The following is a 14,635-nucleotide window of genomic DNA, read 5'->3' as shown; positions in this document are numbered from 1 at the left end:
GGGACCGGGGGTGTCCGCTCCCTGTCCGAGCAGAGCCCGCCGGAGCACGTCCCGTTCCACGGGCCGCACCAGGCGGGCATCGTCACCCCGCAGCAGTCCTTCGCCGGGTTCTTCGCGTTCGACGTCCGGGCCCGTGACCGCGCGGAGCTGGCCCGGTTGTTCCGGGCGCTGACCGAGCGGGCCCGCACCCTGGTGGCCGGGGTGCGGTCGAAGGACCCCGAGGTGGCGGCCGAGCCGCGGACCGCCGACGCGCTGACCGTCACCCTGGGGGTGGGCGCGTCCCTGTTCGACCACCGGTTCGGGCTGGAGCGGCGGCGGCCGCGGCGGCTGCGGTACATGCCGTCGTTCCCCCACGACGACCTCGATCCGGCGCAGTGCGACGGTGATCTGTCGCTCCAGGTGTGCGCGCAGCATCCCGACGCCGTCGTCCATGTCGTGCGTGATCTGACGGAGCACTCGGGCGGGCTGCTGCGTCCGCGGTGGGGGATGTCCTCCTTCCACAATCCGCCGCGTCCCTCGGGCGCGCCGCGCTCGTTCGTCGGTTTCAAGGACGGGACCGCGAACCCGGACGCGTCCTCGCGCCGGGAGATGGACCGGCTGGTGTGGGTGATGCCGTCGTGCGGCGAGCCCGGCTGGGCGGTGGGCGGCACCTACCAGGCGCTCCGTCTGATCCGTTTCGACGTGGAGCGGTGGGACGCGGTGCCGGTCGCCGCGCAGGAGAAGGTGTTCGGGCGGTACAAGGCGAGCGGGGCACCCCTGGGCGGCCGCCACGAGAACGACGTCCCGGACTACCGGTCCGATCCGCACGGCCGGGTGATCCCGCTGGACGCCCACATCCGGCTCGCCAATCCGCGCACCCCGGCGACCGCCGGCTCCCGTCTGCTGCGGCGGAGCTACAACTACGACGCGGGGTTCGACCGGCACGGACGGCTCGACCTGGGGCTGGTGTTCTGCTGCTACCAGCAGGACGTGGAGCGGCAGTTCGCGGCCGTGCAGCACCGGCTGCGGGACGAGCCGCTGACCCGCTGGGTGACGCCGTTCGGCGGCGGCTACTTCTTCGTCCTGCCGGGGGTGCGGGACGAACGGGACTGGTACGGGTCCGCGCTGCTCGGGGACTGATCCGTCGCCGGGCGGGGTCAGGCCGCGGGGGCGGTGCGGGCGGCCTCGGGCCGCGCCCCGCCGGCCGGTTCCGCCGCCGTCCACCGCCCCAGCACCATCTCCGCGGTGATGCCGGGACCGAACCCGGCGATGAGGCCGGTGCCGGAGACGCCGGAGACATCGCCCTCCTCGAACAGGCGCCGCAGTGCGTCGAAGACGACCGCGCTCGCGATGTTGCCGCGTTCGGTGAGCGTCTCGCGGCTGAAGCGGAAGGTCTCCGGCGGCAGGGCCAGGAAGCGGGAGAGGTCGTCGAGGATGCGCGGGCCCCCGGCGTGGATGATGTAGAAGTCCAGGTCCGAGACGTTCCACTGGTGTTGTTCCGCCAGGGTGCGCAGGGCGGGGGCCAGCATCTCCATGGTGCCGGGCACCCGCTTGTCCAGCAGGAAGTGGAAGCCGGTGTCGCGGACGCTGTAGGAGATCCAGTCCTCGGTGTCGGGGACGAGGTGGGAGCCGTTGCGTTCCAGGGTGACGCCGTGGCCGCCGTCGCCGCGGACGACGGCGGCGGCGAGGGCGTCGCCGAACAGGCCGTTGGACAGCAGCGAGCCGACGCCGAGGTCCGTGGGCTGGTAGCACAGCGAGCAGAACTCGCAGGCCACGATGAGGGCGTTGGCGCCCGGGTAGGCGCGGCAGAAGTCGTGCGCCCGGTTGATCGCCGCCCCGCCGGCCGCGCATCCGAGTTGGGCGATGGGCAGCTGGCGGGTGTCGGTGCGGAACCCCAGCGTGTTGATCATCCATGCGGTGAGCGACGGCATCATGAAGCCCGTGCACGAGACGTAGACCAGCAGGTCGATGTCGCGTGGCCGCAGATCCGCGTGGTCGAGCGCCCGTTCGACCACGTCCGGAATCCGTTCCCTGGCCTCGGTCGCGTAGAGCGTGTTGCGCTTCTCGAAGCCGGGGTGGCGCAGCGTCTCCTCGATCGGCTGGACGATGTGGCGGGTGCGTACGCCGGTGTTCTCGATCAGCCGGAGGACGAGGCCGAGCTGCGGGTGGCCGGCGTGCAGGGAACGCGCGAGTTCCAGCGTGTCCTCGACCGTGATGATGTGCTCGGGCACGGCGATGGCCGGTCTGCACAGGGTGCTCATGATCAGCTGCCTCCACGGGTCCGTTCGGGGTACCGCGTCGTCGGGCGCGCGGTGGTCACCAGGCGACCGGGAGGGCCATCGGGTAGCGCCAGATCGTCCCGGTGTTCCAGTCGATCTCCTCCTCCGGTACGGCGAGCCGCAGGTTCGGGAAGCGGTCGAGGAGGGTGCCGATCGCGACCTGGAGCTCCATCCGGGCCAGGTGGGAGCCGAGGCAGTGGTGGGTGCCGTAGCCGAACGTCATGTGGTGCGGGGTGCCGCGTTCCAGGTGCAGTTCGTCGGGGCGTTCGTACACGGCGGGGTCGTGGTTGGCGGCGAGGTAGGACACATGGACCACCTCTCCGGCCTTGATCGTGACGCCGTCGATGTCGACGTCCTCCATCGCGATCCGGGCGATGCCCACGCCCTGCCGGAACGGGATGTAGCGCAGCAGCTCCTCCAGGGCGACGGGCAGCATCTCGGGGTCGCTGCGGAGCTTGGCGAGTTCCTGCGGGTGGGTGAGCAGGGTGTGGGTGATGTTGCTGATCTGGTAGGTGGTGGTGTCGTGGCCGGTGACCAGCAGCACCTGGCCCAGGACGGTCAGCTCGCGCTCGTCGAGGAGCTCGTCGCCGTCGCGGGCGGTGGCGAGGCTGCTGAGCAGGTCGTCGCCGGGGTCGCGGCGGCGGCGCGCGGTGAGGTCGGCGAAGTAGTCCCGCAGCCCCTGCTTGGCCTCGGCCGCCGCCTCCTTGTCGGGCACACCGGTGGCCATCATCGCGATGGCCCAGCGGCGCAGCTGGCCGCGGTCCTGCTCGGGGATGTCGAGCAGCTCGCTGATGGTGGTCAGGGGCAGCTGGGACGACAGGTGGGCGACGAGGTCGGCGGGCGAGCCGTGCTCGGTCATCTCGTCCAGGAGGCGGTCGACGACCTGCTGGGTGGTGGCGCGCTGCTGTTCCACCTGGCGGTTGGTGAAGCCCTTGGCCACCAGCCGCCGCAGCCGGTTGTGCTCGGGCGGGTCCATCAGGTTGATGGCCTCCACCTGGGCGATCGGGGTCGGCGTCATGCGCGGCAGGTCACGGCCGATGCCCGCGGCGCGGCTGAAGCGGCGGTCGGTGGTGACGAAGCGGACGTCGTCGTACCGGGTCACCAGCCATGCCTCGCCCTCGCCGTGCGGCATGCGGATACGGGCGATCGGCGCCTCGTGCAGCAGCTGCTTGAGCAGGGGATCGAATTCCAGGCCGTTGGTGTGGGAGAAGGGGCAGTTCCAGACCTTGGTCTCAGGGCTCACGGCGTACTCCAAGCTCATGGGGACGTGGAGATGTAGACCCCGTGAGGCCCGTGCCAAGCGCGACGCGCGGGTAATTACCCCGACCGGCCGAACGAACCGACCGCACTGGCCCAGTCCGGCGCGCGGAAACGGGCGGTCCGGTGCAGGGCGACACGGCCGGCCCGCGTCAGGGCGCGCCCGGCGGCTCCGGCGTGGCACCGTCCTGCGCGGCCAGCAGGGCGTCGCCGGCGGGGGCGCGGTAGTAGAGGACCGAGGTGCCCGAGCGGCGGCGGGCCACCAGGCGCGCGTCGAGCAGCACCTTGAGGTGGTCGCCGACGGTGCCCAGGCCCAGCCCGGTGAGCGCGGTGAGCTGGCTGGTGCTGCGCGGGGCGGCGAGCGCGGCGAGGATGCCGGCGCGGCTGGTGCCCAGCAGCCGTCCGAGGGCGGCGGGCGCGGGGTCCGGTCCTGCCGGGCGGTCCGTGCCGAGCGCCCCGGACACCGGGTAGACGACGGCGTACCGCTCGGGCAGGTCCCAGGCCACCCAGCCGCGCCGGCAGCCCGCGGGGACGAAGACGAGGGCGGCGCCGGTGAGGTCGCGGGGCGGCCGGTCGGCGTCGTTGATCCGCAGGCGTCCCTGGCCGAGCCAGCGCAGCCGGGGGGTGAGGTCCTCGACGGCCGCGGCCCAGCCGTGCCGTCCCAGCCGGTGGACGCGGCCGACGATGTCGGCCTCCAGGAGCCTTCCGCGCCGTGGCCAGTCGGGGCGCACGAGGTGGTGCCACACCCACTCCAGCAGGTCGGCGGCGCGGCCGGCGGGGTCGGGGACGTCGAGTGCGCGGGGCAGCCGGCCGCCGGCGGCCACCGCGAGGTCGTGCCGGGCCGCGGGCGGCGGGGTGGCCCGTACGGCGTCCAGTTCCCCGGCGAAGGTGACCTCGGTGCGGCGCGGCGGGCGGGAGAGGAAGTCGGGGGTCCAGCGGATGCCGATCCCGGCGTCCCGCCAAGCGCGGGCGAACGGGTCCCGCGCCAGCCGCTCGCGGTACAGGGCCCGGTGCGCCGTCCGCAGGTGCGGCTGCCACGGGCCGGTGCCGCCCGCGGTCAGCTCCCCGAGCGCGGCGACCGTCTCGATCAGCGGTGACCAGGTGAAACGGCTGCCCGCCAGGACATCCGCGTCGACCAGCCAGTCCCCCATGTGCGCCCCTCCGCCCGCGCCGGTGTTTCGTTCCACGCCGAAACAGTGGATCATGCCGGGCGGTCCCCCTCAGCCTCTCCGTCATGCCGAACTCCGCATCCGCCCCGTCCCTGCCCCGCCAGTTCATCCGCACCCGCCGTTTCACGCGGGGCGCGCCCGCCTCCTTCACCGTCGCGTCCGACGGCGCGACCGTGCTGTTCCTGCGCGGCCGGTCCGGTGACGACCCGGCCGCCTGCCTGTGGGCGCTGGACGCGGACACCGGCGCCGAACGGCTGCTGGCCGACCCGGCCCGCCTGTCCGGAGGGCCGGGCGGGATCGAGGCGTACGCCGCGGACGACGCGGCGCGGCTGGCCGTCTTCCCCTGGTCGGGAGGGCTGTGGGCGGTGGACGTCCCCTCCGGCCGGACACGCCGGCTGCCCGTCGGCGGCCCGGTGGACGATCCGCGTCCCGATCCCACCGGCCGGTGGATCGCCTATCTGCGCGGCGGCGCCCTGCGGGTGGTCGCGGCGGACGGCAGCGGGGACCGTCCGGTGGCCGTGCCCGACGGCCCGGAGGTGTCCTTCGGCCGCGCCGAGTACGTCGCGTCCGCGTCGATGGAGCGCACCCGCGGCCACTGGTGGGCGCCGGACGGCGGGCGGCTGCTGTTCACCCGGGTCGACGAGAGCGGGGTCGCGGCGTGGCACTCGGCGGACCCGGGGCGGCCCGGCAGCCCTCCGCGCACGGTGCGCTATCCGGCGGCGGGCACCGCCAACGCCGAGGTCACGCTGTGGACCGCGGCGCCCGGCGGCCCGGTGACCGCGGTCCCCCGGGACGAGGACGCCTGCGAGTACCTGGCCGCGGCGGGCTGGGACACGCACGGCCCGTTCGCCGCCGTGCAGAGCCGGGACCAGCGCACGGTCCGCGTCCTCGCCCTCGACCCCGACGGCGGCGCCCCGCGCCTCCTGGCCGAGCAGCACGATCCCGCCTGGGTGTCCCTGGTGCCCGGCACCCCGGCCCGTACCGCCTCGGGCGCGCTCGTCGGGCACCGCGACACGGACGGCACCCGGTGTCTCACCGTCGGCGGCGCGGTCGTCACCCCGCCGGGGCTCCAGGTGCGCGCGGTGCTCGGGACGGACGGGGAGGAGGTGCTGTTCACCGCCTCCACCGACCCCGCCGAGACCCATCTGTGGACCTGCGGCCGCGGCACCGGGCCGCGGCGGCTGACCCCGGAACCCGGTGTCCACACGGGCGTCGGACGCGCCGGGACGCTGGTCCGGGTGTCCCGTACCCCCGACCGCCCGGCCGTCGCCCACGCCACCGTGACGCGCCCGGGACGGCCCGCCCTCTCCGTCGTCTCCCACGCGCAGCGTCCGGTGCTGCGGGTGCGTTCGCTGCTGCTGACCACCACCGCCCGGCGGCTGCGCAGCAGACTGCTGCTGCCGTCCTGGTACCGGCCGGGCGAGGGCCGGCTGCCGGTGCTGGTCGACCCGTACGCGGGGCCGGCGCTGCAACGGGTCACCGCCGAGGTGGCCCCCATGCTGCTGGTCTCGCAGTGGTTCGCCGAGCAGGGCTTCGCGGTGCTGGTGACCGACGGGCGGGGCACCCCGGGACGCGGGCCGGACTGGGAGCGCACGGTCCACGGCGACATCCTCGGGCCGGTGCTGGAGGACCAGGTGGCCGCGCTGGAGGAGACCCTGCGGCGGCACCCGGAGCTGGACGCGGAGCGGGTCGCCGTCCGCGGCTGGTCGTTCTCCGGGACCCTCGCCGTCCTGGCGGTGCTGCGCCGCCCGGACGTGTTCCGCGCGGCCGTGGCCGGCGCGGGCCCCAGCGACCAGCGCCTCTACGACACCCACTGGCGCGAGCGTTTCCTCGGCCACCCCGGCGAGCACCCGGAGCGCTACCGCGCCTGCTCCACCCTGCCCGAGGCGGCCCGGCTGACCCGTCCCCTCCTCCTGGTCCACGGCCTGTCCGACACCAATGTGTTCCCCGCGCACACCCTGCGTCTGTCCGCCGCCCTCCTGGCCGCCGGGCGCCCCCACGAAGTCCTCCTCCTCCCGGACACCGGCCACGCGCCGACGGACGAGACGGTCTTCGAGCGGTTGCTGCGCCATCAGGTGGAGTTCCTGCGGCGGCATCTGGGGATCACGGCGGGGGCGGACTGAGAGGGCCGGGCACGCCTCCGTTGACCTGGGCAGGTTGCGGCCCGGCCGGCGGTCACCGCGGCGTTTCCTCCCGTGCCGCCGCGCCGCCGTCCCGTACCCTCCGGTCGCTTTGCGCCGTTAGACGGGGCGGTGTCGTGCGCGACGTGTGCGCCGCCGGAGTGCGCCCGGAGCGCGCTCCGGTGTGCTCATCACCCCATCGAGCGACCGGCATTGGGGAGTCTTCGGGATGAAGGCGTATAAAAGGGTGCCGCCCAACCGGCCGGGAGCACCGGCGAGCGACCGGCCTCCGGGACGCGGTTGGCGGCATCGCCCACCAAGAGCGGAGGAGTGCCACGTGATCGCGGCAGAAGTTGTCAACGCCCTGCTGGTCCAGCGGTTCGGGGTGGACCCGGTCGACGTGACCACCGAGACGCCGCTGCTCAGCCTGCGGATGGACTCCCTGGCCCTGGAGGAACTCCGGCTGCTCATCGAGGACCGGCTGGACATCGACCTGGAGGAGGTCTCGCTGACCTCGCGGGACACCGTGGGCCGGCTGGTGGCGGTCGTCGACGGCAAAGTCGCCGCGTGACGGCCCGCAGGCAGCCGTTCTCCGCGGCGGTGACGGGGCTCGGCCTGGTGACCGCGGCCGGGGTGGGCGCCAAGTCCGTCTGGCACGCCGTCACCGAGGACCCGGTGCCCACCGGGGTGCGTTTCCGGCCCGAGCTGGCCGACCTCCCCTGCGACTTCATGTACGGCGTGGACGGTCTGGACACCGCGGCGGAGCTCGGGGTGTCCGCGCAGCGCCTGATGGACCGCTTCTCCCAGCTCGCGGTCCTCGCCGCCCGGGAGGCGACGGCCGACGCCGGCCTGGAGCCGGAGGCATGGGACGGCACCCGCGTCGCGGTCGTCATCGGCTCCGCGCACGGCGGGCTGCCCTTCTACGACCAGCAGTACGAGGCGATGGTCACGCGCGGCGCGCGGCGGGTCTCCCCGAAGCTCGCCCCGCTGACCGTCGTCAACGGTGCCGCCAGCAGCGTCGCCACGGACCTCGGCGCGTACGGGCCCAGCCTGGGCGTCGCCACCGCGTGCTCCTCCGGGACCGTCGCCGTCGGGACGGCGCACCAGCTGCTGCGCGCCGGGGTCTGCGACATCGCGATCGCGGGCGGCGCGGAGTCGCCGTTCTCGCGGCTGCTGATCGCCAGCGCCTGCCGGATGCGGGCGGTCTCCACCCGGCGGGAGGACCCCGCCGCTGCCTGCCGGCCCTTCGACGCGGACCGGGACGGTTTCGTCGTCGGTGAGGGCGCGGGCCTGCTCGTCCTGGAGCGCCCCGAGCACGCGCGGGCGCGGGGCGCGGCGGTGCGTGCGCTGGTGCGCGGTTACGGCGCGTCGAGCGACGCGTACGCGGCGGTGGCGCCGGACCCGGAGGGCCGGGGCATCGAGCGGGCGCTGCGCGCCGCGCTGGCGGACGCGGACGTGGCGCCGGGCGATGTCGGCCATGTCAACGCGCACGGTACGTCGACGGTGATCAACGACCGGGTCGAGGCCGTCGCACTGCGCCGGGTGCTGGGCGAGCACCCTCTGGTCACCTCCACCAAGGCGATGACCGGGCACACCCTGGGCGCGGCCGGCGGCATCGAGACGGCGCTCACCGCGCTCGCCCTGGAGGCGCAGCTGGTGCCGCCGACCGTCAATCTCGACACACCGGACCCGAAGATCCCGGTCGAGGTGGTGCGGGGAGCGCCCCGTGCGGCCCGGTTCTCCTGCGCGGTCAAGACCTCGCTCGGTTTCGGCGGCCACAATGCCGCTCTTGTCCTGACGCGCGGCTGAGACCTGTCGCGCGAGTGCCCCGCCCCGCGGCGTCCCGGCGGACGTCGCGCCCCTCCCCCAGGCCCTCGGCCGATGTCCCGTCGGCCCGTGCCGCACGCCCCGCCCCGCCGCCGGTCCCCGGTGGTCCCCCGAGAAGGAACTGCATGCCCGAGGAAACGATCCGCTCGCTGGCGGTGGACGGAGTGTCCTACACCTACCGGCTGCTGCGGCAGCCCGAAGCGGAGACCGAACCCGTCGTCGTCCTGGGCGGTGCGTTGCAGGGGATGTACGGCTGGCCGCTGCTGGAGGAGCGGCTCGGCCCGGTGGCGAGCGTGGTCACCGCCGATCTGCCGGGCATGGGCGGCGCGGACGCGCTGCCGCCGGGCCCCAGCCTGGAGTTCCTGTGCACGGCGATCGAGCGCGTCGCCGACGATCTGGGCGCCGAGCGGATCAACCTCTTCGGTTTCTCCTACGGCGCCGGCCTCGCCTTCGGCTGCGCCCGGCGCTTCCCCGGGCGCATCGCGCGGCTGATGCTGGGCGGGGTGCCCGCGCACATCGGCGCGGGGCAGGTGGAGCACTGGCGGCGGGCCGCCGCGCATCTCCTGGACGGCGACGCCGACACCTTCGCCACCATGGTCGCGGAGGGGCTGATGTGCCTCGACGAGCGGCGTTTCGTCGCCCGCCGCGATCTCGCCCACCGCTATGTGCGGCGGGCCATGCTCCATGCGGCGCGGCACTCCCCGCACGCCGTCGACTCGCTGCACCGCGCGGTGTCCGACCGCCCGGACTTCTCCGGCGGTCTGGCCGGGATGCCGACGCTCGTCTTCAGCGGCGAGCACGACACGGTGACCTCGGCGGCCCGCCAGCGCCGCTTCGCGGCGACGATCCCGGGCAGCCGGTTCCTGGTCGTCCCGGACACCGATCACTGGGTCGTCCTGGAGCGTCCGCAGGTGGTGGCGGAGCTGACGGCCCGCTTCTTCACCGACCGGCCGCTGCCGCCGGGGCCGCGTCTGGCCCCGTTCGCGGAGGGGGAGGCGGCGGGCGTTCCGCTCGACCGGGGCCTGTGAGCGGGGCCACTTCGCCCCTCTGTCCGTAGGGGCTTCGCGGGCCGTGGCGGGTGACGCCCCGCACAGGGCGCAGATCACGTACGAGGGAGCGTAGTGGCGGGCGCGCCCTGTCCGGGCAGGGAAACACCCGAATAATTCCGGACATATCACCCTGTTCTTCTATGAGGGGTAGTACGTCACACCATTGCCACCCCTCGTCGGCGCCGCTAACCATGGACGAGCACCGAGGCGGTACGCCCCGATTCGCCCCCGGCGAGCGGGCACACCCCCGGACGCCCGTACCGCAGACGGGCGATCACCCGCACCCAGCACGGAAGAGGACATACCTCCGCATGGCCAAGTTCACCCTGCTCCGCGTCACCCGTACCCACAAGATCGCGACCGCCGCGCTCCTCGCCGCAGGCGCCACGACCGCCCTCACCGCCACCTCGGCCACCGCCGCCCCCAAGGCCACCGTCGCGAAGACCGCGATATCGGCCGTCCCGGTCGCGTCCGCCGAGAAGGCCGCGGAGTCCACGAGCTACGCCAACAACCTCGACGGCTGGATCCGCCAGTCGCTCGACATCATGAAGGACAAGGGCATCCCGGGCTCCTACGACGGTCTGAAGCGCAACATCATGCGCGAGTCCGGCGGCAACCCCCAGGCCGTGAACAACTGGGACTCCAACGCCGCCGAGGGCACCCCGTCCAAGGGCCTGCTCCAGGTGATCGAGCCCACCTTCAACGCCTACCACGTGGGCGGGACCGCGCACGACTCGTCCGACCCGGTCGCCAACATCACCGCCGCGGCCAACTACGCCGCCGAACGCTACGGTTCGATCGACAACGTCAACTCCGCCTACTGAGCCGGTATCTGACGCTGTCGCACCGCGACACCCCCTGACCGCCCACCGGCCGTGCCGGTGACGCGCGACGCCATGCCGACGGCCCTGCCCGCATTCCGCGGGCGGGGCCGTCGGCATGTCCGGGTGCCGCGACCGTCACTTCCCCAGGCCGCCCAGCAGCCCCCCGAGAAGCGTCTTCAGCACATCGCCGGCGACACGGAGGCCCTCCTTCTCCTTCGGGGTGAGCGTGCCGTCGTCCTTCGGGGTGGAGGTGCCCCCGTCCTTCGCGACGGACACGGGGCTGCCCTTCGGGGCGGTCATGTCACCGCTCTTCGGGGCGGACATGACGCTGCCCTTCGGGGCGATCTGGGTGCTGCTGTCCGGCCCGTCGGCGGGCACCGCGAAGGCCGCGCCCGTGGCGAGGAGTCCGGCGGTGAACACGCCGGTGGCGAGGACGGCAAGGCGACGGATCATGGGCGTACTCCCTGATGGTGAGTGTGAGGTGCTTGCGCGCTCACCTTCGGGGACGGACGGCACGGGCACGAAGCGACAGTCCGCACGCTGCCACGAAAGGGTGAGCGGCATCGCCGTTTCGGGCGGCGCGCGCGGGGCGTACGCCCCCCCTCCCGGGGGACGGCGGCCGCCGGGGCGCACGAGGGCCGCCCCTTCGCCGCCCGGCGGCCCGTTCTCCCGCGCGGACACCCCGCCCTGGAGCGGCGTCCCGCTCGCGGAAATGCCGTGTGAGGCAGGCAACTTCGCGGGGGTGCGGGGCGGGGTTCCCGGGTGATGCCGGGCACAGGACACAGCTCACGTACGAGGCCGCCTAGTGGAGCCGGCACGGCCCGACGACCGGAAAATCGGGGCCATTACGGACATACCATCCTTTTCCACTACGAAGGATAGTACGTCACATCATTGCCTCCACCGATCGGCCGCGTTAACCATGGTTCGGACACCGAGGACGTGCGTTCCGGACCGCCTCTGGCGAGCACGCACCGACTCCCTCGGACGGCCCGCGCCGCAGACGGGCTCCCACCCCGCCATCCAGCACCGGAAGAGGACGTTCCCGCATGCCCAGCTTCAGCCTGCTCCGCACCACCCGCATCACCCGCACCCACAAGGTCGCGACCGCCGTGCTCGCCGCCGCCGGCGCCACCACCGCCCTGATGGCCACGGCGGAGACGGACCACACGGCCACCACCGCGTCCCACGCGCCGGCCGCCGTCAAGCCGGTCACCGCCGACGGTCTGCCCGCCGTCCCCAAGGCCCGCACGGCGGAGAGCGGCCAGGCGCCGTCGTCCGTGGCCGACGGGCTCAAGGTGACGGCCGTGGCCCAGCAGGGGCGTGTGGCGCAGAAGGCCGCTGAGCGATTCGCCGAGCAGAAGGCCGCCGCGCCGGAGGTCGCGCCGAAGCGCTACGCCGACAACCTCGACGGCTGGATCCGCCAGTCCCTCGACATCATGAAGGACAAGGGCATACCGGGCTCCTACGAGGGTCTGCACCGCAACATCATGCGGGAGTCCAGCGGCAACCCCGACGCCGTCAACGACTGGGACATCAACGCCGTCAACGGCATCCCGTCCAAGGGCCTGCTCCAGGTGATCCAGCCCACCTTCGACCGCTTCCACGTCAGCGGCACCAAGCACGAGCTGACCGACCCGGTCGCCAACATCACCGCAGCGGCCAACTACGCGGCCCACCGCTACGGCTCCATCGACAACGTCAACTCCGCCTACTGAGCCACGGCCGTCCCGGGCGGACACCGGTGGAGGCCCCCGGCCCCCACGACGTGACACCCACGGAGCCGGCGCGCCTCCCGCGCGCCGCCCGGGGCACGGTCCCCCGGCAGGGCGGACCAGTGCGTCCGCCACCGCGCAGCGAGCGGGCCCCGGATCACCGGGGCCCGCTGCCGTGTGCCCGCACCCGCCCGCGGGTGGGCCGTTCGGGTGACGCGGCCCGGCCGCCCGGCGGACCGGCGGCATGTCGGCCGCTCGTCGCAAGCACATCAGCGTATAGGTCTCTTTATCGGCAGGAATCTGCTCAAAATCTGCCGTACCGACCAACCGAAGGCCCTCGGAGGCACCTGATGCCCTTGCGCAGATCCGGTCCGGTCCGTCACGCGGTTCCCGCCGTGGCCGGGACTCTCGTCTCGCTCCTCTCCGCGCTCGTCCTGCCGCTCGCCGCGCCGGGCGCCGCCGGCGCGACCGGGGCCGGCAGAGAACCAGCCCACCCGGACCAGGACTGGATGGGTTCGACCATCGCCGCCCACGAGGGCTCGGCCCGCGCCGCGGAAACCGGCCCGCGGGCCCCCTCCTCCGCCACGTCGTCCAGCGTCAACGGCGTCGACGTCTCCAGCCACAACGGCAACGTCGACTGGCCGAAGCTGGTCAAGGACGGCGTGCACTTCGCCTATGTGAAGGCGACGGAGGGCACCACGTACCGGAACCCGTACTTCACCCAGCAGTACAAGGGCGCGTACGACGCCGGGATCATCCACGGCGCCTACCACTTCGCGCTGCCCGACCACTCCAGCGGCAAGGCGCAGGCCACGTACTTCGCCGAGCACGGCGGCGCGTGGTCCAAGGACGGGAAGACGCTGCCGGGGGCGCTCGACATGGAGTACAACCCGTACGGCTCGACCTGCTACGGCAAGAGCCCGTCGGAGATCATCTCCTGGATCAACGAGTTCTTCACGACCTACCGGTCGAAGACGGGGCGTGACGCGATCCTCTACACCTCCACCAACTGGTGGAAGACCTGCACGGACAACTCCTCCAAGTTCGGCAGGACCAATCCGCTGTGGATTCCCAGTTACGGCTCGTCCGTCGGGGCACTGCCGGCCGGCTGGCAGTACCACACCATCTGGCAGCACACCTCCTCGGGGGAGATCGTCGGGGACCGCAACCGGTTCAACGGGACGCTGAGCAGGCTCAAGGTCCTGGCCACCGGCTGACCCGGACCGCGGGAAAGGAGCCGCCCCCGGCGCCGGGGGCGGCTCTTTTCTGCCAACTCTCCTGTGGAGAAAGGAAGTTCCGGGGTACGCGGTACAACCCTTCCGGCGGGACGGGTGTCCAACCCTGCGCAATGACCGTAGGCAGCAGACCACCCATCGGGGGGTAATCGCCATGAAGCGTTCTCGTGTCGTCGCGGGTTCCGCCGTTCTCGCCCTGGCGAGCACGGCACTGATGGCCACCGCGGGCACCGCCGCCGCCGCGCCGGCCCCGGCCGGCGCGTACAACGGCGCGTGCGGAGCCGGTTATGGCGTGGTGAATTCCGCGCAGATCAGCGGCAAGGGCACCGTGTATCTGACGTACAGCGCCAAAACCGGGAAGAACTGCGTGGTGACGGTGCGGAACAGCACCGGGAATCCCGTCTATGTGTACACCTATCTCGCGCCCAGTGACGGAAGCTCCGAGGCCGTCTTCGACAGCGGGCTGTACACCTCCTACGCGGGACCGGTGTATCTGGAGGCCAAGGGCCGCTGTGTGGACTGGGGCGGCGCGATCGAATCCGTCAGTGTCGGCATATCCGGTTCGAATTGCGGCCGGATGGCGCCCGGAACGGTGACACACCGGTAGACGGCGGCCGACGGCGGGCCCCGGGCGCGACGCGCGGGGCCCGCCGTCCTGTGCGCGGGGCGGCTCAGCCCGGCGGCGGGGCGGTGCTCCGGCGGGCATCCAGCCGGGGCAGCTCGCCGTGGACGGTGCGCAGCGGGCCGCCGTCGAGGACGGTGAGCAGCTCCCGCGCGGCGAGGCGGCCGAATCCGGGGGTGTCCCGGACCAGGGCGGTGAGCTGGGGGTGGGTGACGCGGCACAGGGCCGAGTCGTCCCACGCGACGATCGACAGGTCGGCGGGGACGGACAGCCCGCGGCCGGCGGCGGCCGAGGCACCGGCGACGGCCATCACGTCGTTGTCGTAGATGATCGCCGTGGGGGGTTCCGGTCCGTCGAGGAGTCGGCGGGTGGCCTCGGCGCCCTCGGCGTCGGAGTAGTCCGTGGTGACGGAGCGGACGTGGCGCGCGTCCAGCCCGAGCCGGTCGGCCTCGGCGCGCAGCGAGCCGATGCGGCGCTCGGTGTGGGCGAGGTCGGGCAGGCCCGCGATGTGCACGATCCGGCGGTGGCCGAGGCCGTGGAGGTGGTCGAGGACGCGGGC

General features: G+C 73.5%; 14 protein-coding genes. 9 read left to right on the top strand and 5 right to left on the bottom strand.

Features of this window, described 5'->3' with window-relative positions:
• Nucleotides 1-21: 21 nt before the first annotated feature.
• Complete coding sequence (locus AC51EU_RS18060; protein ID WP_496268013.1) at nt 22-1,119, top strand: Dyp-type peroxidase; 1,098 nt, start codon at nt 22-24, stop codon at nt 1,117-1,119.
• A 17-nt stretch (nt 1,120-1,136) separates the two neighbouring features.
• Here the strand turns inward: AC51EU_RS18060 and AC51EU_RS18055 are convergent, their stop codons facing one another.
• The 3 genes from AC51EU_RS18055 to AC51EU_RS18045 form a co-directional block, all read right to left on the bottom strand.
• On the bottom strand, nt 1,137-2,240 hold the full coding sequence (locus AC51EU_RS18055; RefSeq protein ID WP_496268011.1) for a type III polyketide synthase: 1,104 nt from the start codon (nt 2,238-2,240) through the stop codon (nt 1,137-1,139).
• Between the two features lie 55 nt (nt 2,241-2,295).
• Entirely contained in the window at nt 2,296-3,519 is a 1,224-nt protein-coding gene (locus tag AC51EU_RS18050) for a cytochrome P450 (RefSeq protein ID WP_496268010.1), read from the bottom strand.
• Between the two features lie 148 nt (nt 3,520-3,667).
• Nucleotides 3,668-4,666: an ArsR/SmtB family transcription factor gene (locus AC51EU_RS18045; RefSeq protein WP_496268012.1), complete on the bottom strand. Its 999-nt coding sequence runs from the start codon at nt 4,664-4,666 to the stop codon at nt 3,668-3,670.
• An 83-nt stretch (nt 4,667-4,749) separates the two neighbouring features.
• On the opposite strand from AC51EU_RS18045, the gene AC51EU_RS18040 reads away from it, so the two are divergent.
• The 5 genes from AC51EU_RS18040 (at nt 4,750) to AC51EU_RS18020 (ending at nt 10,504) form a co-directional block, all read left to right on the top strand.
• Nucleotides 4,750-6,807 carry a S9 family peptidase gene (locus tag AC51EU_RS18040; protein ID WP_496268009.1) on the top strand — a complete coding sequence of 686 codons (2,058 nt, stop codon included), beginning with the start codon at nt 4,750-4,752 and terminating at the stop codon, nt 6,805-6,807.
• Between the two features lie 334 nt (nt 6,808-7,141).
• On the top strand, nt 7,142-7,375 hold the full coding sequence (locus AC51EU_RS18035) for an acyl carrier protein (protein WP_496268008.1): 234 nt from the start codon (nt 7,142-7,144) through the stop codon (nt 7,373-7,375).
• On the top strand, nt 7,372-8,613 hold the full coding sequence (locus AC51EU_RS18030) for a beta-ketoacyl-[acyl-carrier-protein] synthase family protein (RefSeq protein ID WP_496268007.1): 1,242 nt from the start codon (nt 7,372-7,374) through the stop codon (nt 8,611-8,613). The genes AC51EU_RS18035 and AC51EU_RS18030 overlap by 4 nt, the downstream gene beginning before the upstream one ends.
• 143 nt (nt 8,614-8,756) lie before the next feature.
• Nucleotides 8,757-9,659, top strand: a complete 903-nt coding sequence (locus AC51EU_RS18025) for an alpha/beta fold hydrolase (protein WP_496268006.1) — start codon at nt 8,757-8,759, stop codon at nt 9,657-9,659.
• 332 nt (nt 9,660-9,991) lie between these two features.
• Nucleotides 9,992-10,504, top strand: coding sequence for a transglycosylase SLT domain-containing protein (locus tag AC51EU_RS18020; RefSeq protein WP_496268005.1), 513 nt, complete (start codon nt 9,992-9,994; stop codon nt 10,502-10,504).
• A 135-nt stretch (nt 10,505-10,639) separates the two neighbouring features.
• Here AC51EU_RS18020 and AC51EU_RS18015 read toward each other — a convergent pair whose 3' ends face one another.
• Nucleotides 10,640-10,957, bottom strand: coding sequence for a hypothetical protein (locus AC51EU_RS18015; protein ID WP_496268004.1), 318 nt, complete (start codon nt 10,955-10,957; stop codon nt 10,640-10,642).
• 596 nt (nt 10,958-11,553) lie between these two features.
• On the opposite strand from AC51EU_RS18015, the gene AC51EU_RS18010 reads away from it, so the two are divergent.
• From AC51EU_RS18010 to AC51EU_RS18000, 3 genes are all read left to right on the top strand, one after another.
• Nucleotides 11,554-12,222, top strand: a complete 669-nt coding sequence (locus tag AC51EU_RS18010; protein ID WP_496268003.1) for a transglycosylase SLT domain-containing protein — start codon at nt 11,554-11,556, stop codon at nt 12,220-12,222.
• A gap of 347 nt (nt 12,223-12,569) precedes the next feature.
• Nucleotides 12,570-13,436 carry a lysozyme gene (locus AC51EU_RS18005; protein ID WP_496268002.1) on the top strand — a complete coding sequence of 289 codons (867 nt, stop codon included), beginning with the start codon at nt 12,570-12,572 and terminating at the stop codon, nt 13,434-13,436.
• A gap of 172 nt (nt 13,437-13,608) precedes the next feature.
• On the top strand, nt 13,609-14,061 hold the full coding sequence (locus AC51EU_RS18000) for a spore-associated protein A (RefSeq protein ID WP_496268001.1): 453 nt from the start codon (nt 13,609-13,611) through the stop codon (nt 14,059-14,061).
• 64 nt (nt 14,062-14,125) lie between these two features.
• Here AC51EU_RS18000 and AC51EU_RS17995 read toward each other — a convergent pair.
• On the bottom strand, nt 14,126-14,635 hold a 510-nt coding region (locus AC51EU_RS17995; protein WP_496268000.1), incomplete at its 5' end, for a substrate-binding domain-containing protein.

Source organism: Candidatus Streptomyces philanthi (assembly GCF_059553635.1).
The sequence above is the reverse complement of the archived record's forward strand: the minus strand, read 5'-3'. Positions and strand labels throughout refer to the sequence as shown.

Excerpts from the sequence above, each read along its gene's own strand:
- AC51EU_RS18055 (WP_496268011.1), bottom strand. The coding sequence starts at position 2,240 with ATGAGCACCCTGTGCAGACCGGCCATCGCCGTGCCCGAGCACATCATC.
- AC51EU_RS18005 (WP_496268002.1), top strand. The coding sequence starts at position 12,570 with ATGCCCTTGCGCAGATCCGGTCCGGTCCGTCACGCGGTTCCCGCCGTG.
- AC51EU_RS18015 (WP_496268004.1), bottom strand. The coding sequence starts at position 10,957 with ATGATCCGTCGCCTTGCCGTCCTCGCCACCGGCGTGTTCACCGCCGGA.
- AC51EU_RS18050 (WP_496268010.1), bottom strand. The coding sequence starts at position 3,519 with ATGAGCTTGGAGTACGCCGTGAGCCCTGAGACCAAGGTCTGGAACTGC.
- AC51EU_RS18040 (WP_496268009.1), top strand. The coding sequence starts at position 4,750 with ATGCCGAACTCCGCATCCGCCCCGTCCCTGCCCCGCCAGTTCATCCGC.
- AC51EU_RS18025 (WP_496268006.1), top strand. The coding sequence starts at position 8,757 with ATGCCCGAGGAAACGATCCGCTCGCTGGCGGTGGACGGAGTGTCCTAC.
- AC51EU_RS18020 (WP_496268005.1), top strand. The coding sequence starts at position 9,992 with ATGGCCAAGTTCACCCTGCTCCGCGTCACCCGTACCCACAAGATCGCG.
- AC51EU_RS18010 (WP_496268003.1), top strand. The coding sequence starts at position 11,554 with ATGCCCAGCTTCAGCCTGCTCCGCACCACCCGCATCACCCGCACCCAC.
- AC51EU_RS18045 (WP_496268012.1), bottom strand. The coding sequence starts at position 4,666 with ATGGGGGACTGGCTGGTCGACGCGGATGTCCTGGCGGGCAGCCGTTTC.
- AC51EU_RS18000 (WP_496268001.1), top strand. The coding sequence starts at position 13,609 with ATGAAGCGTTCTCGTGTCGTCGCGGGTTCCGCCGTTCTCGCCCTGGCG.